The sequence below is a fragment of the Streptomyces sp. NPDC007095 genome (assembly GCF_040634475.1).
Taxonomy (GTDB): Bacteria; Actinomycetota; Actinomycetes; order Streptomycetales; family Streptomycetaceae; genus Streptomyces.
Map to the genome: position 1 here is coordinate 1 of NZ_JBEYFS010000209.1, position 21,539 is coordinate 21,539.

Sequence of the window (21,539 nt, forward strand, 5' to 3'; positions counted from 1 at the left end):
GTACGTCCAGTACGAGGACTTCCGGCCGGCACGCCGAGAGCACGCACCGGACGCCGCTCCTTGACGGGCAAACGTTGCCTGCCGCGGCACTAGTACGTGCCGATCTCCACCCGCGGCGGCCCGTCGTGCCACGTACAGAACACCGACACCCGATCCGCCCCCGAAGCGAACTCCACCCGAATCCACGACTCCGTCTTCCACACCTGCATCGACCACCCCGAACCCGGCGTGGCCGAGACGAGCGTCGCGGAGGTCGTACCGAGATCGAAGACGGCCCGCCCCCCGTCGGTGTCGTAACTCTTGACCTGCCCGGCGGGTCCGGAGGCGCTCGGACTCGGTTCGGCGGAGGGCGATTTCGAGGGGGCCGGCGTCGCGGTCGGCCGCGGACTCGTCGTCGGTTTCGAGGCGGATGGACTCGGGCTCGCCGACGGCCGACCCGTCGACGAGGCAAGCGGCTTGGACCCCTGCGTCGTCGCCCCGCCCACCGTGATGGGCAGCGCGCGCGGCGGATCGTAGGCCGTCCCCGTCATGACCGAGTGGACGCCCCACCACGACAGCGTGACCGCCGCGCCCGTGGCGAGCGACCAAGCCAGTACGTGTACGAATCCTCTGAGCATCGCGGGCCATACTGCCTCACGCGCCCCACGGGTGTCTCCCATGTCTCCTGACAGAACGGCGGCCCGAGTTATCCACAGGCACCGGACCGGCATCGCACAGATGGCGTACGGTGCGGCGCATGGCAAGTGTGCTCGTGGTCGAGGACGACCAGTTCGTACGCAGCGCTCTCATCCGGCATCTGACCGAAGCCGCGCACACGGTGCGCAGTGTCGGCACCGCCCTTGAGGCGCTGCGCGAGGTTGCCCATTTCTCCTTCGACGTCGTCATCCTGGACCTCGGACTGCCCGATCTGGACGGGGCCGAGGCGCTGAAGATGCTGCGCGGCATCACCGACGTCCCGGTGATCATCGCAACCGCGCGGGACGACGAGACGGAGATCGTCCGCCTGTTGAACGACGGGGCGGACGACTATCTGACCAAGCCGTTCTCGGTCGAGCACCTGTCCGCGCGGATGGCCGCCGTCCTGCGCCGCTCGAGGACGACGGGCGATACACCCCCGTCGCCGGTCATCAGGGTCGGCGGCCTGTCCATCGACCCGCTGCGCCGCCAGGCCGAGCTGGACGGCGCCCGACTGGACCTCACCCGGCGCGAGTTCGACCTGCTCGCGTTTCTCGCCGGGCGGCCCGGTGTCGTCGTCGCGCGCAAGGAGCTGCTCGCCGAGGTGTGGCAGCAGTCGTACGGGGACGACCAGACCATCGACGTCCATCTGTCGTGGCTGCGCCGGAAACTGGGCGAGACGGCGGCGCGGCCGCGCTATCTGCACACTCTCCGCGGGGTCGGCGTGAAGCTGGAACCACCGAGCTCGGAGCCGCCGCGATGAGGTGGGCACTGGTCAAGGTGTGCGTGGCGGTGACCACGATGGTCGTGGTGGCCTTCGCGGTCCCACTGGGGCTCGTCATCAAGGAGATGGCCAGGGACCGCGCCTTCTCGAACGCCGAGCGGCAGGCCGCGGCCATCGCGCCCGCGTTGTCCATCACCACCGACCGGGACCAGTTGGAGAGGGTCGTCGCCTCCGCCGGCTCGGACGACGGAATGGCCGTGCACATACCGGCGAGCGACGGCGCCAAGGCGGTCGACATCGGACGGCAGCGCGCCGCCGCCAAGGACATCGCGACCACACGCACCATCGGCCGGGCCTCCACCGCGGAGGTCCCCGGCGGTTCCATCCTGCTCCAGCCCACCGCGCTGAGCTCCGGCGAGATCGCGGTCGTCGAGGTCTACGTCCCCGAGTCCGAGGTCAGCAACGGGGTCGGCACCGCCTGGGCGGTGCTCGCCGCGGTCGGGGTCGCGCTCATCATCGGCTCGGTCGCGGTCGCCGACCGGCTGGGGGTACGGATGGTGCAGCCGGCGCAGCGACTGGTCGAGGGCGCGCATGAGCTGGGGGAGGGGAAGCTCGGCGCAAGGGTGCCCGAGGAGGGGCCGAACGAACTGCGGCTGGCGGCGGTGGCGTTCAACTCGATGGCGGATCAGGTCGTACAACTCCTGGCGAACGAGAGGGAGCTGGCCGCTGACCTCTCGCACCGCCTGCGGACCCCGCTGACCGTGCTTCGCCTCAACACGGCCTCGCTCGGTGACGGGCCGGCCGCCGAGCAGACGCGGGCGGCGGTGGCGCAGTTGGAGCGGGAGGTCGACACGATCATCCGGACGGCCCGGGAGGCCAAGCCGCAGACGGCGGCGATAGGCATCGGCGCCGGCTGCGACGCGTCCGAGGTCGTCCGCGAGCGGATGGACTTCTGGTCGGCGCTCGCAGAGGACGAGGGGCGCAAGGTGCGGGTCGCGGGAGTGGACCATCCCGTACGGATACCCGTCGCCCGGGCCGACCTCGTCGCCGCCCTCGACGCGCTCCTCGGGAACGTGTTCCGGCACACCCCGGAAGGCACGGCCTTCGCGGTCGACGTGCACAAAAGCGAGGACGCGGTGATCGTGCTGGTGTCGGACGCGGGCCCGGGCATCATGGACCCGGAGGCCGCGATGGCACGGGGGAAGGGTTCCGGGAGTGACGGCTCGACCGGCCTCGGCCTGGACATCGTGCGCCGGCTCGCGGAGTCGACGGGCGGGGACGTGCGGATCGGTTCGTCGGTGCTGGGCGGCACCGAGGTGCGCATATGGATCCAGCTGGACGGGCGGGCTCCGGTACGGCGCGGGCACAGGGGGTCCGTGCGGCGTCGTAGGCGAGGCGTGGGCGTGAGCTGACGCAGGTCGGCGCGAGTGGGGCGTGGGCGTGAGCTGGCGCAGGTCGGCGCGAGTGGGGCGTGGGCCCGGCGCGGGCCGGGCGCGTGGCCAAATTGGTCTCTACCTTTAACCGTCCCCGATGCCTTCCTTAAGCGCACCATAAGATCGCCGGCGGGCGTCCTGATCAGGCGGTTTGTCCGATTCCGGATCGCTAGCGTGCTGCCGCACCCCACCCCCCGTGAACCGCGAAGGCAGGCACACGCGATGAGCACTACGCACCGGCGCAAGGTCAGTGGCAGAAACAAGGCGATAGGCGGGATCGTCGCCGCGGCCGTGGTCGGCGGTGGTGCCTTCCTGTTCTCCGGGACCGCGCTGGCGGCCGGCGTCGGTGCCGCGTACACCAAGACCAGTGACTGGTCGACGGGTTACACCGCGCAGTACGTCATCACCAACGACACCGGCCAGGCGAAGGCGGACTGGACGCTGGAGTTCGACCTGCCGTCGGGCGCCGGGCTCAGCTCGTTGTGGAACGGAACGTCGACGGTGAGCGGGCAGCACGTCACCGTCAAGCCGCCGTCCTGGGACAAGGACGGGCTGGCGGCCGGCGAGTCGGTCACCGTCGGCTTCGTCGTGAACGGCACCGCGGACCCGAAGGGCTGTGTCATCGACGGCGCCAAGTGCTCGGTGGACGACGGCGCGACGCCGGAGCCGAGCGGCCGCCCGACCCAGTCGCCGACCCCGACCCCGACATCCACCGCCACTCGGCCCCCCACGTCGACCCCGGCCCCCACGTCCACACCCACTCCTTCCGCCTCGCAGACAACCGGCAGCGGCACGACGACCGGCGCGGGCTTCGCGCCGTACGTCGACACCTCCCTCTACCCGGCCTTCGACCTGGTCGGCAGTGCCACGGCCACCGGTGTGAAGGACTACAACCTGGCCTTCATCACCGACGGCGGCGGCTGTACGCCGAAGTGGGGCGGGGTGACCGACCTCGCCAGTGACGGCGTGGCGTCGCAGATCGGCGCGCTGCGGGCGAAGGGCGGCGACGTCCGGGTGTCCTTCGGTGGCGCCTCGGGTTCGGAGCTGGCGACGACCTGCTCGTCGGCGGACGCGCTGGCGGCGGCGTACGGGAAGGCCGTGGACGCGTACAACCTGACCAAGGTCGACTTCGATGTCGAGGGCGGAGCGCTGCCGAACGCGACCGCGAACACGAACCGGGCGAAGGCGATCGCGAAGCTCCAGCAGCAACACCCGAACCTGGACGTGTCCTTCACCCTCCCGGTCATGCCGGAGGGCCTGACCCAGGACGGCGTGAACCTGCTCTCCGGCGCCAAGTCGAACGGTGTGAAGATCTCCGCGGTCAACATCATGGCGATGGACTACGGCCCCTCGTACAACGGTGACATGGGCACCTACGCCGAGCAGGCCGCCACCGCCACCCAGGCCCAGGTGAAGAGCGTCCTCGGGCTGTCGGACAGCGCGGCGTGGAAGTCCGTCGCCGTCACCCCGATGATCGGCGTCAACGACGTCGCCTCCGAGATCTTCAAGGTCGACGACGCGGCCCAACTGGTCGACTTCGCCAAGTCGAAGGGCCTCGGCTGGCTCTCCATGTGGTCCGCCGCCCGCGACAAGCAGTGCCCGGGCGGTGCGAAGAACTCCGCCGACGCGACCTGCAGCTCGATCGTGCAGGACGCGGGCGCGTTCTCGAAGTCGTTCGGCACGTACAAGTAGCCGACCCCGCCAGGGGTTACCCGTCGCGGCGGAACAGGGCCGTCCAGAGGAAGGGCTCACCGAAGAGCGCGGACTCGGGCGGCTCGTCGCGCATGCGGCGCAGTTCGACCTCGGTCAGGTCGGAGAAGACCCAGCGCAGGGACTCGGGCGTGTAGGCGAGTCCGCCGTGCAGCGCGGACTGCTGGTAGAAGGCCTGGTCAGGGAGTTCGGAACCCATCTCGCCGGCGGCGAAGCAGGTGAGGGCGAGATGGCCGCCCGGGGCGAGGACCCGGTCGAGCAGGGCGAGGTAGCTGATACGGCGGTGCGGCGGCAGATGGTGGAAACAGCCCGAGTCGTAGATCAGGTCGTAAGGGCCGTCGAGGTCGTCAGGGGTGAGCGCGAACGCGTCGCCGCAGTGGAAGCGGATCTCGGCTCCGGCCTCCCGCGCACGGTCCTCGGCCCAGGCGATCGCCGTCGGGGACAGGTCGACCGCGTCCACCTGGAAGCCCGCGGCGGCCAGATGAAGGGCGTTGCGCCCCGGCCCGCAGCCCAGATCGAGGGCGCGGCCCGGGGCGATCAGCTTCTCGTCGAGGTATCCGACCAGGTTCTCGTCCGGCTTCGCGACGAAGAACGGTACGGGCTTGGAGCGGTCGGCGTAGAAGCCGTCCCACCAGGCGGCGCCGCCCGCCGTCCACCGATCGGCCTCCGGCGCGAACAGGCCGTCCAGGAGGTTCAGTACGTCGTCGATCGTGCGTATGTTCCGGTCCATCCGGTCCCCTTCCGTGATGGGGCGACGGTAGGGCCTAGTAGGCGCGAAAGGCCAGGTCAGGGTAGATGCGCGGAGGGTCGTGAAGGGCCTTTGCGGGAGGGGAGGGAGAGGGCGCGCCGTCCCCGCCGCGGGGTGTCGCCCGAGGTCGGCTCTGCCCCCTTCGAAGGCCACCCTGACGGCAATCTCGGCGGCGCCGAGGCAACTTTCTGAAGGCATCTGCCCGGCGGCCCAGGAGAGATTCCTACTCGTTTGATAAATTGCTCGCATGAGCGATATCGGAGGGACGGAGACTCCGTACGGCGTCGGCGAGGGGCCCGCCACCCGCGTCAGTCTTTCCCTCCCGGAGGGGACGGCCGAGGCGATCCGTCGGCGGGTCGGCAAGCGTGAGTTCTCCGCGTTCATCACCGAGGCCGTGGAGCGTGAGCTGCGCGGCCAGATCCTGGATGAGTACCTGGCCGACTACGAGCGCCGCAACGGGCCGATCTCCGAGCCCGAGCAGGAGCGGGCGCGCCGCGTCTTCGACGAGGTGTTCGCCGAGGAGGGGCAGTGGCCCGCCGCAAGCTGAGCCACGAAGGCACCCTCGTCCTCGACTGCGAAGGCCTGACCAAGTTCGTCGATGACCGCGAGCCTGCCGTCGCGCTCATCGGCGAGGCGCGCAAGCGGGGCATGGAAGTGGTCATCAGCGCGCTCACCATCATCGAGGCGGTCCATCAGGGGACTGACAAGGCTCGGCTCGCCTGGGTGCTGTCGGGGGTGCGAGTCGTGCCTGTCGGTGACGAGGAAGCGAAGGCTGCCTCAGCCATGCTGATCAGCGCCGGGCTGCACGGCCGTAAGTACGCGATCGGCGCCGTAGTGGCCGAGATGGCGCTGCGGCAGCGCCGCCCGGTGGTCATGCTCACCTCGGACCTCGACGACATGGCCAAGCTGTGCGGGGACAGGGTCCGCCTCGTCGCAGTGTGAGCCGACGCATTTCCGCGGGATGCCGGGCCGATAGCAAGCACCTGAGGCTCAGTGACTGAGGTTTCCGGCCTTCACCGCGTGAAGCAGGTTCGCCAGGGCGTGGGGTGTAGCGGTGGCGATGGTGGCGGGCTGGTCGCTTTCGCGGAGGTGGATGTGGTCCGACGTCGTGGCTGCCGCCAGCTCTACGCACTCGCCATTGCCTCCGCCACTGAACGAAGACTTCTGCCAGGTGAGTTGGGGCATTGCGGTTCCTCTCACAGGGTGTACATCACGTGCTGAATCAGGCTCAGTGAATCCCTGGTGTCGTGGGACTCCGGAGCCGACTCGGGGTCGACGGGTGCGAGGGCCCGGTCAGAGAGCCTTTCGAACATCTTGGCGTACCCGTCGACTTGTTCACCATCCCGGAGGAAGAGCGATTCAGTCGGGTGCTCCAGATACACCGTGTCGAGTTCGGGCGTTACACCACCGAAGATGGCGAACGAGCGGCTGTACGCGGAGTACGCTCCAGCGGTGAAGGGGAACACCTGCACAGTGACGTTGGGCCGCCGTGCTACCTCAATCAGCAGGAGCAACTGCTGACGCATGACCTTGGGGCCACCGATCTGCGCGTGCAGTGCGGCCTCGTAGATGATGGCCCGGTACGTCACTGAGGTGCTGTCGAGGATGGCGTGCTGTCGCGCGAGACGGAAGTCGACGAAGCGGTCCGCGCGCCGGGGGTTCGGCTCCGATTCGCTGATCACCGCGTGGGCGTAGTCGCTCGTCTGCAGCATGCCGGGGACGAACAGCGACTCGTGAGTCCGCAGGACCGTCGACCTCGATTCGAGCTCCGCCAGATCGCAGGCCGAGGAGTCGACCACGTCCCGATAGTCGTCCCACCAGCCCTTGCCGCGTTCCTGGGCCATTTCCATCAGGCCCTCGAAGTAAGCGCCCTCCGGGCAACTGTAGGCACGTAGCAACTTGTAAAGCCCGTTGCGCGGAACATCGACGCGCCCCATCTCGATGTGGCTGACCCGGGTGCGCTCGGCTCCGATGACCTCTGCGGCGGCGTCACCCGACATTCGGGCCTGGGTGCGCAGTTTGCGCAGCTCCGCACCCAGGCGTCGCTGTCGTTCACTTGGGCTGCTCCTTGGTGGCATGCGGTCCTCCCTGTGACCGTGCGCAGTGTGCCGCGCGGCTCTTTCCGGCGTCCACCGCCTTGGAGCGACGTCACCCGTGAGGGGGGAACTGGGCGGACACAGTTGTAACTCTCCCATGTGTGGCCATACCGTCGAAGGCATCCAACCAGTGCCCCGCGCCCCGAGGAAGTACCCCCACCCTCACCCCAGTTGAGGCCCCGGACCTGGTCACCACGTGCGCGCGCCCACACCCACTCACACCCGAAGGAGCCCTCATGGAGGACCCCCCACACCCCCTCCCCGCCCCCACCGACGTCTCCCTCGTCTTCCCGCCCCACCCCGTCTGGGTCCGCGCCGCCCGCGAAACCGTCCGTACTCTCCTCACCGCCTCCCACCGCCCCGAACTCACCGACACCGCAGTGCTGCTGACCTCGGAAGCCGTCACCAACGCCATCAACGCCTGCGTCGGCAAGGACTGCACCACCCCCGTGACCCTCTACGCCGGCTGGACCGACCCCCACCGACTCCGCGTCCTCGTCCACGACGAAGCCCCGGGCCTGCCCACCTGCCGCACCGCCGCCCCCGACGCCGAGAACGGCCGCGGTATACAGCTCATCTCCTACGGCTCCGACGCCTGGGGCGTGTGCACGCACGGCCCGGGGCCGGGCAAAGCCACCTGGTTCGAGCTCGGACGTTGATCGGGCGGCACGCGCACGCGATACGCGTCGGGGGCGCGGCACCCCCCGGCGCCGCGCCCCTCCCCCCGCCCCCGGACAAAGGAACCGAATGACCTACTCGGCGTCGGCCGACGTCGCCGACGGCAGCGACCCCGTCCGGGCCACCTGCCCGTACCAGTGCGCGCTGGACTTGGGCGTACGGCTCAGGGTCGCGTAGTCGACGTACACCGCTCCGAACCGCTTGCCGTAGCCGTACGCCCACTCGAAGTTGTCCATCAGGGACCAGAGGTAGTAGCCCCGCACGTCCGCGCCGTCGGCGATCGCACCGCGCACCGCTGCCAGATGACCGTGCAGATACGCGATGCGCTCGGGGTCGTGGACGCGGCCCTCCGGGTCCGGCTTGTCGTCGTAGGCCGCGCCGTTCTCCGTGATGTACAACGGCAGACCGGGGGCCTCCCGCGAGTAGCGCATGATCAGGTCGTGCAGGCCGGTCGGGTCGATCGTCCAGCCCATCTCCGTACGCTCACCGGGGGTCTGGTGGAACGCGACATCGTCCGCGCCCGGCCACGGCGAATAGGCACTCGCCCCGTGCCCGTCCGCGCGCGGGCCGTCCGCCGACTTCTCCGCCGCCGACACCAGCGCCGGGGTGTAGTAGTTCAGACCGAGCGCGTCGAGCGGCTGCTTGATCACCGCGAGGTCGCCGTCCAGGACGTACGACCAGTCCGTGATCGAGGAGGTCTCCGCGAACAGGCCCTCCGGGTAGGCGCCGTGCAGCATCGGGCCGTGGAAGACGCCGTTGGCCAGGTTGTCGATGCGCCGAACCGCCGCCAGGTCCGCCGCGGACGGGGAAAGGGGCCTGACCACCGACGAGTTCAGGCTGACCGCGACCGTGTTGCGGGCCGGCATCACGGACCTCAGCGCGGTGGTGCCCAGGCCGTGCGCCAGGTTCAGGTGGTGGGCGGCCTTGAGCGATGCCGCCGCGTCCGTACGGCCCGGCGCGTGCACACCCGAGCCGTAGCCCAGGAACGCGCTGCACCACGGCTCGTTCAGGGTGATCCACTGCTCCACACGGTCGCCCAGCGCCTCGCCCACGATCTGCGCGTACTCGGCGAAACGAAACGCCGTGTCGCGCTCCGGCCAGCCGCCCGCGTCCTCCAGGTCCTGCGGGAGGTCCCAGTGGTAGAGGGTGACGGCGGGCTTGATGCCGTGCGAGAGCAGTTCGTCGACGAGGTTGCGGTAGAAGTCCAGGCCGCGCTGGACAGCGGGGCCGCGGCCCGTCGGCTGCACCCGGGACCAGGAGACCGAGAAGCGGTACGCGGACAGGCCCAGCTCCGCCATCAGGGCCACGTCGTCGCGGTAGCGGTGGTAGTGGTCGACAGCGATGTCACCGGTCTCACCACCGGCCGTCTTGCCGGGCGTGTGGCTGAAGGTGTCCCAGATGGAGGGCGTACGGCCGTCCTCCCGTACCGCCCCCTCGATCTGGTAAGCGGAGGTCGCCGCGCCCCAGAGGAAGGCGGGGGGAAAGGTCACGGGCGATGCGGACTCAGGCATGGAAGCGCTCCCATAGGAGGTCGTGGAGACCGACAGTAAGTAGAGGGGGAGGGAAGAGGCAGAGAAGAGGGGGGGAGGAGGGGCCGGGGCGGCGGTGGCCCGGCTCCCCTTCTCCCACCAGTGAACGAGGTCAGCCCTTGACGGCGCCCTGCATGATGCCGCCGACGATCTGCTTGCCGAACAGGGCGAAGACGAAGAGCAGCGGCAGCGTGCCGAGCAGCGCGCCCGCCATGATCAGGGACTGGTCGGGAGTGAAACCGCGGCCGAGGCCCGCGACCGCGACCTGCACGGTCGGGTTGCCGGTCTGGGTGAGCACCAGGAACGGCCACAGGAAGTCGTTCCACGTCTGCACGAACACCAGCATGCCGAGCACCGCCATGGCGGGCCGGGCAGCCGGGAACACCACGTGCCAGATGACCCGCCAGCTGCTCGCGCCGTCGACACGGGCCGCCTCGATCAGCTCGTCCGGCAGCGCCTGGATCAGGTACTGCCGCATGAAGAACACCCCGAACGCACTCACCAGCGACGGGAAGATCACCGCCTGGAGCTGGTCCGTCCAGTCGAGCTTGGCGACCATCATGTAGAGCGGGATCACGCTGAGCTGCGGCGGCACCATCATCGTGCCGACGACGATCAGCATCAGGGCGCCGCGGCCCTTGAAGCGCAGCTTGGCGAAGGCGAACCCGGCGAGCGTCGACAGGAAGACCACGGTCACCGCGGAAACACCCGCCACGAACGTGGTGTTGACGAACGCCTCGCCCAGGTTGGCCTCCGTCCAGGCGACGTCGAGATTGTGGAAGAGGTTCGAGCCGAACCAGAACGGCGGCGGGGACTGCGCCAGCCGGTTGGTGTCGCGGGAGGCGGCGATCGCAGTCCACACCAGGGGGCCCAGCGAGCCGATCGTGAACAGCGCGAGGATGACGTACGCGAGGGGACCGGCGTGCATCTGTCCGCCCGCGCGCGCCGACTTGGGGCGCCGCAGACGCTTCGGCGGTTCGGGTACCGCGTCCGCCGGGGGTTTCGTCAGGGTCGTCGTCACGGCCGGTTCTCCTTAACTACTGGCGCGCAGCCGGCGCGAGATGACGTAATTGACGATCCCGATCACGATGAGGATCAGGAACATCGTCCAGGCGATCGCGGAGGCGCGGCCCAGGTGCTGGTTCACCCAGCCCTGCTCGTAGAGATACAGGCCGAGTGTCTGGAACTGGTGCTCGGCGCCGCCGGACGCGCCCTTGTTGGCGTCGAACAGCAGCGGTTCGCCGAAGACCTGGCTCGCTCCGATGGTGGAGACGACGACGGTGAACAGGATCGTCGGCCGCAGCGACGGCAGGGTCACGTGGAAGAACTGCTGCCAGCGGTTGGCCCCGTCCAGGGCCGCCGACTCGTACAGGTCCTGCGGGATCGCCTGCATCGCCGCCAGGTAGATCAGCGCGTTGTAGCCGGTCCAGCGCCAGATGACGATCGTCGAGACGGCGATCTGCGAGGGCCACTTGTCGTTCTGCCAGTCGATCTTGTCGAAACCGATGGCGTGCAGCGCCCAGTTGATCATGCCGTAGTCGCGGCCGAACAGCAGCACGAACACGAGCGAGGCGGAGGCGATCGACGTCGCGTACGGCGCGAGCATCATGACCCGGTAGAAGATCGAGCCGCGCAGCTTGTAGTTGAGGATGTGGGCGAGGCCCATCGCCATCAGCAGCTGCGGGACGGTCGAGATGATCCCGATGGTCAGGGTGTTCTTCGCCGCGTTCCAGAAGAAGTCGTCGTCGAAGATGCGGGTGTAGTTGCGCAGGCCCGCCCACTGCATGTCGGTGGGCGCCGTCAGCTCCACCGTGTGCAGCGAGGCCCAGCCCGTGTAGATCAGCGGGAACAGGCCGAACGCCAGGAACAGCAGGAAGAACGGTGAGACGAACGCGTACGGGCTCCACCGTATGTCCCGCTGCCAGCGGCGGGACAGCCGGTTGCGGCGCCGCTGTTCCTTCTCGTCGGGTACCGCGGCGGGCGGACGGCCCGGGGCCGCGCCCCCCTCCTCGGTGGGGGGCGCGGCGGTGTCGTGCCGGGTGGCCATACCGGTCACTTCTCCAGGTTGTTGTCGATGGTCTTGGTGGCCGTCGTCCAGGCCTCGGCGGCCGACTTGCCCTTCGTGACGAGGATGACGCCGTTGTCGGTCAGACCCTGCTGGATGATCTGGTCCTTCGGGCCGATCACCTGGGTCGGGATCGCCTTGGCGGCCTCTGCGAAGACCGTGCCGATCGGTGTGTCACCGGTCATCGAGTTCTTCGCGCCGGTCACCAGGGGCAGGTTGTAGGCACCGGGTGCGCTCGGGAAGCTGCCCTGCACGCTGAACAGCTTGGCCTGCTGGGCGGGCGCGGTCAGCCAGGTGACCAGCTTCTCGGCCTCCGTGACGTGCTTGCCGCTCTTGGGCACGGCCAGGAAGGTGCCGCCCCAGTTGCCGGACTTGGGCGCGGCGGCCACGTCCCACTTGCCGGCGGCGTCCGGCTTCGACTTGCCCTTGAGGTAGCCGAGCATCCACGGCGGGCAGGCCACCGCGGCGAACTTGCTGTTGGCGATCGTCGTGTCCCAGGCCGGCTGGAACTGCGTCTGCGCGCCGACCAGTCCCTCCGAGGCGGCCTTCGCGGTCAGGTCGAAGGCGGACTTGATGGCCGGGTTCGTCTTGTAGACGACCTTGCCGGAGGAGTCGTAGAACTTCTCCTGGTCACTGCTGATGATCGCGTTGAGCAGACCACCGGGGGAGTCCATGAAGGTGGTGCCGCTGGGCGCCTTCGTCTTGTACGTCTCACCGGCGGCGACGAGCTTGTTCCAGTCGCCCGCCCACAGCTGCCCGACCTTGTCGCGGTCGGTGGGCAGGCCGGCCTGCTGGAAGAGGTCCTTGCGGTAGCAGATCGCCATCGGGCCGATGTCGGTGCCGAGTCCGATCGTCTGGCCGTCCTGGGTCGTGGCCTGCTGCCACTTCCAGTCCAGCCAGTTGCTCTTGCTCACGCCCGAGACCTTGGACAGGTCCACGAGCTTGCTCGCCTGGGTCTGCACGACCTCGGCGATGTTGCCGACTTCGACGGCCTGGACGTCCTGCAGCCCGCTGTTGGTGGTGAGGTGGTTGACGAGCGCCGGGTAGTAGTTCTCGTTGCGCTCGACGACATTCTCGGCGATCTTGATGTTCGGGTTGAGCTTCTCGTACTCGGCGTAGAGGCCGGCCTCCTTGAATCCCTGAGTGCCGAAGAGGCCCAAGGTGATCGTGGTCTTGCCTTTGCCTCCGCCCGTGTCACTGCTGCTCCCACCGCTGCTTCCACCACTGTCGTTGGCACAGCCGGCCAGCAGCCCTGTGGTCAGCGCGGCGACGGCCGCGAGGGCCCCCAGACTGCGGGACCGACGGGTGATCGTGCGCATTGCGTCCTCCTGTTGCCTGACGTGCCGACCCCCCGGCCAACTGCTCTGTTGGGCCCGTTGTTCATGCTGCGGCTCGGGCGGGGAACGTGCGGGATGTGTATGTGTCAGGTACCGTGGGAGCGCTCCCACAGGTGATGTGTTGAAGAGTCGTCGGTTCGCGCGGGGGTGTCAAGGGAGCCGACGCGGAGAGATGCGTTCAGTTATCGGCCTGTTAACTAACTCCGGGGAGCGGGAGGGAAGGGGTGCGGCGGACGGTTGAAGTGGCTCGTGTCAGTGGGGTATTGGCCCCGGCGGAAGGCTCGATCGACGGCCCTGGCCGAGATCGGCACGGAACCTCGTTCACGTACGGGTTGCCGCGGTCCCGGTGGTGAACGGGGCTGTTAGATTCCAGGCCAGTCGCGGAGCGCGCGACGTCGACGGGAGGCGGACCATGGCAAGCCACGGAGCGCGGGGCCGGGGAGGCGGCCGGCCGACCTTGGAAGAGGTCGCGGCACGCGCGGGCGTGGGCCGCGGCACGGTGTCCCGGGTGATCAACGGCTCCCCGAGGGTCAGCGACGCGACCCGCGCGGCCGTCGAGGCGGCGGTCGCCGAACTCGGCTACGTCCCGAACACGGCGGCACGCGCCCTCGCCGCTAATCGCACGGACGCGATCGCCCTCGTCGTCCCCGAACCGGAGACCCGCTTCTTCGCGGAACCGTACTTCTCGGACATGCTGCGCGGCGTCGGCGCGGAGCTCTCCGACACCGAGATGCAGCTGCTGCTGATCTTCGCGGGCAGCGACCGGGAACGGCAGCGCCTCGCCCAGTACCTGGCCGCGCACCGTGTCGACGGCGTACTCCTCGTCTCCGTCCACGCCGACGACCCGCTGCCCGACCTCCTCTCCCAGCTGGAGATCCCGGCTGTGATCAGCGGTCGCCGCTCGGTGGACGAGACACTGCCGTCCGTGGACTCCGACAACTACGGCGGAGGCCGCATGGCCGTCGAGCACCTGATCGCCCGGGGACGCCAGCGGATCGTCCATCTGGCGGGGCGTCTCGACGTCTTCGGCGCCCAGCGTCGTGTCGACGGCTACCGCGAGGGTCTGCGCGCGGCCGGACGCGAGGCGGACGACCGGCTGATCATCCCGGGCGACTTCACCGAGGAGGGCGGCCGGCGCGCGATGACCGAGCTGCTGGCCCGCTGCCCGGACCTGGACGCAGTGTTCGCGGGCTCGGACGTGATGGCGGCGGGCGCCCGCCAGGTCCTGCGCGAGGTGGGCCGCCGCATACCTGACGACGTGGCCCTCGTCGGCTACGACGACTCCGCCATCGCCCGCCACATGGAACCGCCCCTGACGAGCGTGCGCCAGCCGATCGAGGAGATGGGCCGCGCCATGATCGACCTGCTGCTCGGGGAGATCGCCGACCGCCGGCCCGCGGTCTCGCGCGGTCTGGAGAAGCGGCAGGTCGTGCTGCCGTCCGAACTGGTGGTGCGGGCCTCGTCCTGACGCACGGAAAGGCTTCGATAGGGCAATCTGATCGGTATGGTCCTCCATCCGTTGCTCGGAGTCGATGAAGTGCCCGCCATGGAGCCCTACCTGGGCAGGGTGGGGGAGGTGTTCCAAGCGTTCCGGGAGCAGGACTCGGGGTGCGTGTCGTACGGCGTCCGTCTGCTCGACGGGGCGCGCTGGTTCGTCAAGGAGGCGGTGACCGACGGCGGACGACACTCGCTCGAACGAGCCTGGGCCTTCCACCGGGCCGTACGGCACCGGGCGATCGTCCCGCAGGTCCACCGCATCGCCGTGGGGCGGGACGGCGCGGCGGTGGTGATGCCCTGGCGGGAGGGCGAGGTGCTGTATCCGGCCATGGTGGGCGGACCGCGCGACCGTACGAGCCCTGGCACCCCCATGGCCCGTTTCCGCGCCCTGCCGATCTCCCGCGTCCTCGCCGCCTTCGAACGTGTCCTCGACGCCCATCTCGCGGTGGAGGCCGCCGGGCATGTCGCGGTCGACTTCTACGACGGCGCGCTGCTGTACGACTTCGGGGGCGACGTCGTCCACCTGGTCGACCTCGACGAGTACCGGCCGGGCCCGTTCGTGGTCGAGGAGGAACGCCTGCCGGGTTCGCGCCGGTTCATGGCCCCTGAGGAATTCGTGTGCGGGGCCGTGATCGACACCCGTACGACCGTCTTCACCCTGGGCCGCACCGCCCGGCTCCTGCTGGACGCGGGCGACGAGGAACGCGCCTGGCGGGGCACCCCGGCCCAGCAGGCGGTGATCGTCCGGGCGACCCGGTCCGACCCCGAGGAACGCTTCGAGGACGTCCACCGGTTCGCCGACGCGTGGCGGGCCGCCAATCACCCGCACGGGGGCTGAGGTCACCGCCCGAGCGGCAGCTCCCACCGGACTTCGCCGTCCTGGTACCGGTCGGTCGGGCCCAGCCCGGCGGCCGCGGCGACGGCCGCGGAGGCCCGGTGGCCGGGGTGGACGTGCGCGACGACGGTACGGACGCCGGGCTCGTCGCCCAACCGGCCGACCAGCCCCCGCGCCGCCTCCCCGGCGAACCCCCGCCCCTGCCAGGGCGTGCCCACCACCCAGGCGATCTCCGCGACCTCGCCGGTGACCGTCGCCTGGACCGTACCGACGAGACATCCCTCCTCGCGCAGCCGCAGTACCCAGTTGCACCAGAGGACGGCCGGGTCGGGGGAGCCCGCGACGAGGCGTTCATAGCGTGAACGCAAGGCCTCGGGAGTGGCGGGTGTGCCGCCGATGAACGTGTGCAGCGCCGGGTCGGACAGCACCTCGGCCATTTCCCCGGCGTGCTCGACACGGAGGGGCAGAAGATCGAGGCGGGCGGTGCGCAGGGTGCGGGCGGGCAGGTGGGGTGGGGGCATTGGGTGAGCCTAGAGGGCACGCCGGACACGTACGGACTCGGCCGTACGGCCGCACGGCTCGCCGTACGACTGAGGCCCGGTCCGCTTGTGCGGACCGGGCCTCAGTCGATCAGGGTGAGTGACGGGACTTGAACCCGCGACATCCTGGACCACAACCAGGTGCTCTACCAGCTGAGCTACACCCACCACGACCGGTCTTGGTTTCCCTGACCGGCCGAGAAAAAGTGTACAGGGTCCGAAGGGGTGCTTGCGCCAGGCTTTCTCCGGGGTCCCTCGGGGCCCCGGACATGCGTCATTCGGCGGACACCACGTGCTTCGCCGCGATGGTGCGGGCGGTGTCCGAGTCGGGGCCGGGCTGCGGGACGAAGATCGCCTCGCGGTAGTAGCGGAGCTCCGCGATGGATTCGCGGATGTCGGCGAGGGCGCGGTGGTTGCCGTTCTTCTCCGGGCTGTTGAAGTAGGCCCGGGGGTACCAGCGGCGGGCCAGCTCCTTCACCGAGGAGACGTCCACGATGCGGTAGTGGAGGTAGTCCTCGAGGGCCGGCATGTCGCGCGACAGGAAACCCCGGTCCGTGCCGACCGAGTTTCCGCACAGCGGGGCCTTGCCCGGGTCCTTGACGTGCTCACGTACGTAGGCGAGGACATGTGCCTCGGCGTCGGCCAGAGTCGTGCCCTCGGCCAGTTCGTCGAGGAGGCCGGAGGCCGTGTGCATCTGGCGCACCACGTCCGGCATCGTCTCCAGCGCCCGCTCCGGCGGGCGGATCACGATGTCCACCCCTTCGCCGAGCACGTTCAGTTCCGAGTCGGTGACCAGCGCGGCCACCTCGATGAGTGCGTCCTCCGACAGCGAGAGCCCGGTCATCTCGCAGTCGATCCACACCATGCGATCGTTCATGGCCCTAACCCTACGGCGCGCTCCGGCGCACGGGCAGATCCGGGACGGCGGTGACCTGCGTGGTGGCCTGGGACGGCGGCGGCCCGGGACCCTCGTCGGGTTCCGGGCCGCCACCGTCTCGCGTCATCGCCTCAGGGCGCGCTGCGCTGCCCCGGCAGGCGCCCGGCCGCGTACAGCTCGGTGCCCGTCTTGCCCGGCTCCGTCGACAGGGACGTCGACGGGCCCAGGGCGGTGGCTGCCGCCGTGCGGCGGGTCTGCAGCGGCACCGGGCTCTCCTGGCTCAGGACGGGCGGTGGCCCGGCCTGGCCCGCGGAGCCGTCCACGTCCGACGGCCGCTCCGACTGCGGCCTGCGCGCGCGGTACGCCGCCCGGTACGCGGCCGGGGACGAGCCGAGCTGGCGCCGGAAGTGACCCCGCAGCGCGACCGGCGAACGGAAGCCGCAGCGTCCGGCGACCTCGTCGACCGAGTAGTCGGAGGTCTCCAGCAGCCGCTGCGCCTGCAGTACGCGCTGAGTGATCAGCCACTGCAGGGGAGCGCTCCCCGTGAGCGAGCGGAACCGGCGGTCGAAGGTGCGGCGGCTCATGTACGCGCGTGCCGCCAGCGTCTCGACGTCGAACTGCTCGTGGAGGTGCTCCAGCGCCCAGGCGACGACCTCCGCGAGGGGGTCGGCGCCGATCTCCTCTGGTAAAGATCGATCGAGATAGCGCTCCTGACCGCCGCTCCGGCGCGGGGGCACGACAAGACGGCGGGCCAGCGCGCCGGCCGCCTCGTTGCCGTGGTCCGTCCGCACGATGTGGAGACAGAGATCGATTCCGGCCGCCGTACCCGCGGAGGTCAGTACGTCCCCGTCGTCCACGAAGAGTTCTCGCGGGTCGACGTGGACCGACGGGTACCGCTTGGCCAGCGTCGGTGCGTACATCCAGTGGGTCGTCGCCGGCCGGCCGTCCAGCAGTCCGGCGGCGGCCAGCACGAAGGCGCCGGTGCACAGTCCGACTATGCGGGCTCCCTCCTCGTGCGCCCGGCGCAGCGCGTCGAGCGCCTCCTCCGGTGGCGGCGAGGTGATCGAACGCCAGGCCGGCACCACGACGGTGCCCGCCCGCGAGATCGCCTCCAGGCCATGCGGCGCGGTGAGTTCCAGGCCCCCTGTGGTCCGCAGCGGGCCTTCTTCGCCGCCGCACACCAGAAGTCGGTAGCGCGGCACGCCGGCGTCCTGGCGGTCAATCCCGAACACCGACAGCGGTATGGAACTCTCGAAGATGGGGCCGCCGCTGAACAGCAGCACCGCGACGATCTCCTTGCGGCGTCGCCCGGAAAGTTTCCGGGCCGCGGCTTCCGGCGCGGCAGTGGAGTCGTGGCTCATACTGCTAAGCCCCCCTCGGTGGTCGCGGCTCCTCGGTTGTGTCGCTCCTGCACGTTTCCCCTCGGTCCTGCACGAGTCCCCCGCCGTAAGACAGTCAAGATCGAATCTACTGTGTCCCGTGGCGCCAAGGTGACCAGTTCGGCACTCGGCAGAATGTCGACATGGCAACTTGGCGTGAAGCATTCGATCACGAAGCGTTGCACTCGTGGGCCTTGCAGGGAAGTGCGCCTCGTGTCAGTGGCCAATCCCCATAGGGTGCGTGCGCCCTCCGGAGGCCTTTCGGTGCAGGTGGAACGCGGGTTGGGGGGTCGTTCGAGCAAGGGATGCGCGGGTGCCCGAAGTTGGCTGAAAAGAAGCGGGGGCGTGCGCGCAAACCGGTCAGTCAACCGGCTTCTTTCCTCCGCCGTGACGTCCGCCCCTGTGCGCCCCCGGACCACTACTGCCCTGCAAGCCGTTCATGATGTGCGAGTCGGCCAAATCCTGCGTGCCACGGTGCCGTGCGGGGCGCTCGAGCGGGACACCGCCGCGAGGGGCGTCGCGCCCTGTGTCCTGGTCGCGCGTGTCCTGGCCCGGAGCGTCCCGGACGCGGGTGTCCGGATCCCGTGCGTCCTGGACCCGGGTGTCCGGATCCTGTGCGTCCCGGTTCCAGCCGCTCGGGTCCCACCTGATCAGGTTTCCCGGGGGCCGGTCCCAGGTGATCAGGTTCTCCGGATGCCCGTCTGGTTCGGCCAGGTTTCCCGGGGCCCGGTCCCAGGTGATCAGGTTCTTCGGGTGCCCGTCTGGTTCGGCCAGGTTTCCCGGGGGAAGGTCCTGTCCGGTCGGGTTCGCCGTGTCTTGGGCCTGTGCGCCGGGATTCCGTCCGTCCGGATTCCGTGCGTCCCGGTCCCGTGCGTCCCGGTCCCGTGCGTCCCGGTCCCGTCCGTCCCGGTCCCGTGCGTCCCGGTCCCGTGCCTCCCGGTTCTGTGCGTCCCGGTCCCGTCCGTCCCGGTCCCGTGCGTCCCGGTCCTGTGCCTCCCGGTTCTGTGCGTCCCGGTCCCGTGCCTCCCGGTTCTGTGCGTCCCGGTCCCGTGCGTCCCGGTCCCGTGCCTCCCGGTCCTGTGCCTCCCGGTCTCGTCCGTCCCGGTCCCGTCCGTCCTCGTCCCGTACGGCGCGGCCCTGGTCGCTCCGGGCCCCGGCCATGGCCCTGGCGCCGGGGTTCCGGGTGCCGGGGGTGGTCCCCTCGGCGTGGGCCGTCTCGCCATGGACCCCGTCGTCCCGGGCGCCGGGGTCTCTCTCCCCGCGGGGCGCCTCGGTGCGACCCCGGCGGCCACGCCCGGGGCGGCCGTGGTGGTGGTGCGGGACGCCGCCGTGGAGGCCGGTCCTGCTGTGCCGGGCCCGGGGTGAGACCGGCTCGTCCGCATGGAGGCGGGCCGCGACGCGCTCGGACTGGCGCAGGAGGACCCGGCAGACGCCGGTCACGGCCGCCAGGCCCAGCGCCGTACCGGCCGCGCCGGCGAGGGAGGTGCCGAACCCGACGAGGACGACGGGGACCAGGACGCAGCTGAAGGCCGCCCACCGCACCACCTCGCTCGCCGTGTCCGGTCCGGGTGACGTGGCGGGCGCCGGGGAGGAGGGGTGGGACGCGGTCTCTGGTCCTGGCACGGTCTGCTCCCTGGTTCCCTGGTACTCCAGTGCTCTCCATGACGGTGGCTCATCGGTTCAACGCGTGTTCGACCCGCCGGTCACCTACGAAAGACCGCGAGCCTGGGTGAACCCTGTGCAAACCGCCTGTACGGGGCAGCAACCATTGCGTTAAGGGCGCCTCTCATGCATGCTCCGGGGAACGCCGCGCAGTGCGCGCGAGATCTGGGCAGAGGAGGCGTGCCGCCGTACCCTTGGGGGTATGGGGTTGGGAAGATGATTCCCGGACACAGCTCTGCCGCACTTTTCGTCCCCACCACGAGGATCTAAACGCCGAGATACCCATGGCCGGTCACGAATTCTTCGATCCCGCGGACCGCAAGCGCCCGCTCGCCGATCCCACGTCGGCCGAGCCCCTGGCGGCGGAAGAACCCCGCCAGTCCTGCGATCCCGCCTTCAAGCACGGCGTCGTCGTCGGTTTCGACGGCTCGACGTCCAGCGAGCGCGCCCTCGCCTACGCGATCGGCATGGCCCACCGCTCCGGCTCGGGCCTGATCATCGTGCATGTCGCGAACCGGCTGCCCACCACCGTGTGGGCGGGCTGTGAACCACCGGTCTTCGTCGACGTGCCCGACCACCGCACCGAGGTGCTCGGCCTGGAACTCGCGTGCGCCGAATATCTGGCCGAGGTGCCCTGGATCCTCGTCGAGCGCGGCGGTGACATCTGTCACGAACTCGAAGAGGTCGGACGGGAGTACGAGGCGGACGCGATCGTCGTCGGCTCCACGCACGGCATCGTCGGGCGCATCTTCGGCTCGGTGGCCGGACGGCTCGCGAAGCGTGCGCAGCGCCCGGTGATCGTCATCCCCTGACGCATCCCCCGACGCAACCCCTGACCTACCGTCAACTCCCTTTGACGGGTGCCTGAAACGGCATGAATCTACTCGCGCGTAGAGGTGGTTTGTGCCCTTGTGAAGGGTACATACCGGCCACCGGACCAACCGCACGGCCGGTACCACGCAGCACAACTGCACATGCATGAAGGGAGCCCGCCGTGGACAATGACGTCTCCGCGGGAAGCATCACCTCGACCCTCGGCCACCTCGCGCTCGGCCTCACCCTGTTGCTCTTCGGCCTCGGTCACACCCAAGTGATCGACGGCGTGACAGCGGCCGACTCCGTCTCGCTCGCCACCTACGTCGGTGGCATCGCGCTCTTCGCAGCCGGGCTGTTCGCCTTCCGCGACCACGACGCCTTCACCGGTACGGCCTTCACGGCACTCGGCGCGTTCTGGTTCACCTGGGGCGTCACGGCCGGCACGCAGATGTCCGCGAACGCGACCGGTCTCTTCCTGCTCCTGTTCGCGCTCGTCGCGCTGAGCCTGACCGCGGGCGCGAGCGGCGCCTCACTTCTCACCCGAGGAACGTACGCGCTGCTCTTCGTCGCCCTTCTCCTGCTGGCCGTCGGGCAGTTCGGTGACAGCGGGGGTCTGGGGAAGGTCGGCGGCTGGTTCGCCGTCGCCGGCGGAGCGCTCGCCTGGTACGGGGCCACGGCGGCCATGGCCCACTGGCCCACCACGCTTCCGGGACGCGCCGCCGGCCGGGGGGTGACGGCCACCGGCTGAAGTCGGCGCGGGCCGGGGCATGGGCGGCCCCGGCCCCCTGAAGGAACGGGTCCCTGTGCGCTGGTGGCGTGGCACAGGGACCCGTTCTCGTTCTTCGCGCCTAGGTCCTGTCGTCAAATTCCCGTCGTCCGCCCGGAGGGCGGGCCCTGCGGCGTCAGGTGCGTGCTCTCGGCGTGCCGGGCACAGGCCCT

At 70.0% G+C, this 21,539-nt stretch carries 22 protein-coding genes and 1 tRNA gene; 10 read left to right on the forward strand and 13 right to left on the reverse strand.

Annotated elements, in window-relative coordinates; all coding sequences use genetic code 11:
- Positions 1-89 precede the first annotated feature (89 nt).
- Positions 90-617, reverse strand: coding sequence for a hypothetical protein (locus ABZ656_RS45105; RefSeq protein ID WP_360276684.1), 528 nt, complete (start codon positions 615-617; stop codon positions 90-92).
- A 119-nt stretch (positions 618-736) separates the two neighbouring features.
- Between ABZ656_RS45105 and ABZ656_RS45110 the strand changes: the two genes are divergently transcribed.
- The 3 genes from ABZ656_RS45110 to ABZ656_RS45120 all read left to right on the forward strand — a co-directional run bounded on the left by ABZ656_RS45110 (position 737) and on the right by ABZ656_RS45120 (position 4,524).
- Entirely contained in the window at positions 737-1,438 is a 702-nt protein-coding gene (locus tag ABZ656_RS45110) for a response regulator transcription factor (protein WP_101405002.1), read from the forward strand.
- On the forward strand, positions 1,435-2,811 hold the full coding sequence (locus tag ABZ656_RS45115) for a HAMP domain-containing sensor histidine kinase (protein WP_101405003.1): 1,377 nt from the start codon (positions 1,435-1,437) through the stop codon (positions 2,809-2,811). Before ABZ656_RS45110 ends, ABZ656_RS45115 begins: the two co-directional genes overlap by 4 nt.
- A 243-nt stretch (positions 2,812-3,054) precedes the next feature.
- A complete protein-coding gene (locus ABZ656_RS45120) occupies positions 3,055-4,524 on the forward strand; it encodes a cellulose binding domain-containing protein (protein ID WP_360276657.1) in 1,470 nt (489 codons plus the stop codon).
- Between the two features lie 16 nt (positions 4,525-4,540).
- Here the strand turns inward: ABZ656_RS45120 and ABZ656_RS45125 are convergent, their stop codons facing one another.
- Positions 4,541-5,272 carry a class I SAM-dependent methyltransferase gene (locus ABZ656_RS45125; protein WP_360276660.1) on the reverse strand — a complete coding sequence of 244 codons (732 nt, stop codon included), beginning with the start codon at positions 5,270-5,272 and terminating at the stop codon, positions 4,541-4,543.
- Between the two features lie 265 nt (positions 5,273-5,537).
- On the opposite strand from ABZ656_RS45125, the gene ABZ656_RS45130 reads away from it, so the two are divergent.
- Together ABZ656_RS45130 and ABZ656_RS45135 are read left to right on the forward strand one after the other, a co-directional pair.
- Complete coding sequence (locus ABZ656_RS45130) at positions 5,538-5,837, forward strand: hypothetical protein (protein ID WP_101405006.1); 300 nt, start codon at positions 5,538-5,540, stop codon at positions 5,835-5,837.
- Positions 5,819-6,232 carry a DNA-binding protein gene (locus ABZ656_RS45135; RefSeq protein ID WP_360276663.1) on the forward strand — a complete coding sequence of 138 codons (414 nt, stop codon included), beginning with the start codon at positions 5,819-5,821 and terminating at the stop codon, positions 6,230-6,232. The genes ABZ656_RS45130 and ABZ656_RS45135 overlap by 19 nt, the downstream gene beginning before the upstream one ends.
- A 48-nt stretch (positions 6,233-6,280) precedes the next feature.
- Here the strand turns inward: ABZ656_RS45135 and ABZ656_RS45140 are convergent, their stop codons facing one another.
- Together ABZ656_RS45140 and ABZ656_RS45145 are read right to left on the reverse strand one after the other, a co-directional pair.
- Positions 6,281-6,475, reverse strand: coding sequence for a DUF397 domain-containing protein (locus ABZ656_RS45140; protein WP_360276666.1), 195 nt, complete (start codon positions 6,473-6,475; stop codon positions 6,281-6,283).
- Between the two features lie 11 nt (positions 6,476-6,486).
- Complete coding sequence (locus tag ABZ656_RS45145; protein WP_360276669.1) at positions 6,487-7,368, reverse strand: helix-turn-helix transcriptional regulator; 882 nt, start codon at positions 7,366-7,368, stop codon at positions 6,487-6,489.
- Positions 7,369-7,622: 254 nt separating this feature from the next.
- Between ABZ656_RS45145 and ABZ656_RS45150 the strand changes: the two genes are divergently transcribed.
- Positions 7,623-8,045: an ATP-binding protein gene (locus ABZ656_RS45150; protein ID WP_360276672.1), complete on the forward strand. Its 423-nt coding sequence runs from the start codon at positions 7,623-7,625 to the stop codon at positions 8,043-8,045.
- 93 nt (positions 8,046-8,138) lie between these two features.
- Here ABZ656_RS45150 and ABZ656_RS45155 read toward each other — a convergent pair whose 3' ends face one another.
- The 4 genes from ABZ656_RS45155 to ABZ656_RS45170 form a co-directional block, all read right to left on the reverse strand.
- A complete protein-coding gene (locus tag ABZ656_RS45155) occupies positions 8,139-9,575 on the reverse strand; it encodes a GH1 family beta-glucosidase (protein WP_360276675.1) in 1,437 nt (478 codons plus the stop codon).
- Positions 9,576-9,705: 130 nt separating this feature from the next.
- A complete protein-coding gene (locus ABZ656_RS45160) occupies positions 9,706-10,614 on the reverse strand; it encodes a carbohydrate ABC transporter permease (RefSeq protein WP_067380947.1) in 909 nt (302 codons plus the stop codon).
- Positions 10,615-10,626: 12 nt separating this feature from the next.
- Positions 10,627-11,640 (reverse strand): sugar ABC transporter permease, encoded by a 1,014-nt coding sequence (locus tag ABZ656_RS45165; protein WP_168491858.1) that lies wholly within the window; start codon positions 11,638-11,640, stop codon positions 10,627-10,629.
- Between the two features lie 5 nt (positions 11,641-11,645).
- The gene (locus tag ABZ656_RS45170; protein ID WP_101405013.1) at positions 11,646-12,977 is read right to left on the reverse strand and encodes an extracellular solute-binding protein; all 1,332 of its coding nucleotides are present in this window, start codon (positions 12,975-12,977) and stop codon (positions 11,646-11,648) included.
- Positions 12,978-13,407: 430 nt separating this feature from the next.
- Here ABZ656_RS45170 and ABZ656_RS45175 point away from each other — a divergent pair, with 430 nt between their 5' ends.
- Both ABZ656_RS45175 and ABZ656_RS45180 read left to right on the forward strand, forming a co-directional pair.
- Complete coding sequence (locus ABZ656_RS45175; RefSeq protein WP_101405014.1) at positions 13,408-14,463, forward strand: LacI family DNA-binding transcriptional regulator; 1,056 nt, start codon at positions 13,408-13,410, stop codon at positions 14,461-14,463.
- Between the two features lie 36 nt (positions 14,464-14,499).
- Positions 14,500-15,330 (forward strand): serine/threonine protein kinase, encoded by an 831-nt coding sequence (locus ABZ656_RS45180; RefSeq protein WP_101405015.1) that lies wholly within the window; start codon positions 14,500-14,502, stop codon positions 15,328-15,330.
- Between the two features lie 2 nt (positions 15,331-15,332).
- Here the strand turns inward: ABZ656_RS45180 and ABZ656_RS45185 are convergent, their stop codons facing one another.
- From ABZ656_RS45185 to ABZ656_RS45205, 5 genes are all read right to left on the reverse strand, one after another.
- Positions 15,333-15,848: a GNAT family N-acetyltransferase gene (locus tag ABZ656_RS45185; protein ID WP_101405016.1), complete on the reverse strand. Its 516-nt coding sequence runs from the start codon at positions 15,846-15,848 to the stop codon at positions 15,333-15,335.
- Between the two features lie 113 nt (positions 15,849-15,961).
- A tRNA-His gene (locus ABZ656_RS45190) sits at positions 15,962-16,034 on the reverse strand.
- Positions 16,035-16,140: 106 nt separating this feature from the next.
- A complete protein-coding gene (gene orn, locus ABZ656_RS45195) occupies positions 16,141-16,743 on the reverse strand; it encodes an oligoribonuclease (RefSeq protein ID WP_101405027.1) in 603 nt (200 codons plus the stop codon).
- 131 nt (positions 16,744-16,874) lie between these two features.
- Positions 16,875-18,104: a helix-turn-helix domain-containing protein gene (locus ABZ656_RS45200; RefSeq protein ID WP_101405028.1), complete on the reverse strand. Its 1,230-nt coding sequence runs from the start codon at positions 18,102-18,104 to the stop codon at positions 16,875-16,877.
- Positions 18,105-18,482: 378 nt separating this feature from the next.
- Positions 18,483-19,745 carry a hypothetical protein gene (locus tag ABZ656_RS45205; RefSeq protein WP_360276689.1) on the reverse strand — a complete coding sequence of 421 codons (1,263 nt, stop codon included), beginning with the start codon at positions 19,743-19,745 and terminating at the stop codon, positions 18,483-18,485.
- Positions 19,746-20,068: 323 nt separating this feature from the next.
- Between ABZ656_RS45205 and ABZ656_RS45210 the strand changes: the two genes are divergently transcribed.
- Both ABZ656_RS45210 and ABZ656_RS45215 read left to right on the forward strand, forming a co-directional pair.
- Positions 20,069-20,596: a universal stress protein gene (locus tag ABZ656_RS45210; RefSeq protein ID WP_101405030.1), complete on the forward strand. Its 528-nt coding sequence runs from the start codon at positions 20,069-20,071 to the stop codon at positions 20,594-20,596.
- A 182-nt stretch (positions 20,597-20,778) separates the two neighbouring features.
- Positions 20,779-21,348, forward strand: a complete 570-nt coding sequence (locus ABZ656_RS45215) for a GPR1/FUN34/YaaH family transporter (protein ID WP_101405031.1) — start codon at positions 20,779-20,781, stop codon at positions 21,346-21,348.
- The last annotated feature ends 191 nt before the right edge of the window (positions 21,349-21,539 follow it).

Coding starts and splice junctions, on each gene's coding strand:
- ABZ656_RS45105 (WP_360276684.1), bottom strand. CDS start 617: ATGCTCAGAGGATTCGTACACGTACTGGCTTGGTCGCTCGCCACGGGC.
- ABZ656_RS45110 (WP_101405002.1), top strand. CDS start 737: ATGGCAAGTGTGCTCGTGGTCGAGGACGACCAGTTCGTACGCAGCGCT.
- ABZ656_RS45115 (WP_101405003.1), top strand. CDS start 1,435: ATGAGGTGGGCACTGGTCAAGGTGTGCGTGGCGGTGACCACGATGGTC.
- ABZ656_RS45120 (WP_360276657.1), top strand. CDS start 3,055: ATGAGCACTACGCACCGGCGCAAGGTCAGTGGCAGAAACAAGGCGATA.
- ABZ656_RS45125 (WP_360276660.1), bottom strand. CDS start 5,272: ATGGACCGGAACATACGCACGATCGACGACGTACTGAACCTCCTGGAC.
- ABZ656_RS45130 (WP_101405006.1), top strand. CDS start 5,538: ATGAGCGATATCGGAGGGACGGAGACTCCGTACGGCGTCGGCGAGGGG.
- ABZ656_RS45140 (WP_360276666.1), bottom strand. CDS start 6,475: ATGCCCCAACTCACCTGGCAGAAGTCTTCGTTCAGTGGCGGAGGCAAT.
- ABZ656_RS45145 (WP_360276669.1), bottom strand. CDS start 7,368: ATGCCACCAAGGAGCAGCCCAAGTGAACGACAGCGACGCCTGGGTGCG.
- ABZ656_RS45150 (WP_360276672.1), top strand. CDS start 7,623: ATGGAGGACCCCCCACACCCCCTCCCCGCCCCCACCGACGTCTCCCTC.
- ABZ656_RS45155 (WP_360276675.1), bottom strand. CDS start 9,575: ATGCCTGAGTCCGCATCGCCCGTGACCTTTCCCCCCGCCTTCCTCTGG.
- ABZ656_RS45165 (WP_168491858.1), bottom strand. CDS start 11,640: ATGGCCACCCGGCACGACACCGCCGCGCCCCCCACCGAGGAGGGGGGC.
- ABZ656_RS45170 (WP_101405013.1), bottom strand. CDS start 12,977: ATGCGCACGATCACCCGTCGGTCCCGCAGTCTGGGGGCCCTCGCGGCC.
- ABZ656_RS45175 (WP_101405014.1), top strand. CDS start 13,408: ATGGCAAGCCACGGAGCGCGGGGCCGGGGAGGCGGCCGGCCGACCTTG.
- ABZ656_RS45180 (WP_101405015.1), top strand. CDS start 14,500: ATGGTCCTCCATCCGTTGCTCGGAGTCGATGAAGTGCCCGCCATGGAG.
- ABZ656_RS45185 (WP_101405016.1), bottom strand. CDS start 15,848: ATGCCCCCACCCCACCTGCCCGCCCGCACCCTGCGCACCGCCCGCCTC.
- orn (WP_101405027.1), bottom strand. CDS start 16,743: ATGAACGATCGCATGGTGTGGATCGACTGCGAGATGACCGGGCTCTCG.
- ABZ656_RS45200 (WP_101405028.1), bottom strand. CDS start 18,104: ATGAGCCACGACTCCACTGCCGCGCCGGAAGCCGCGGCCCGGAAACTT.
- ABZ656_RS45210 (WP_101405030.1), top strand. CDS start 20,069: ATGGCCGGTCACGAATTCTTCGATCCCGCGGACCGCAAGCGCCCGCTC.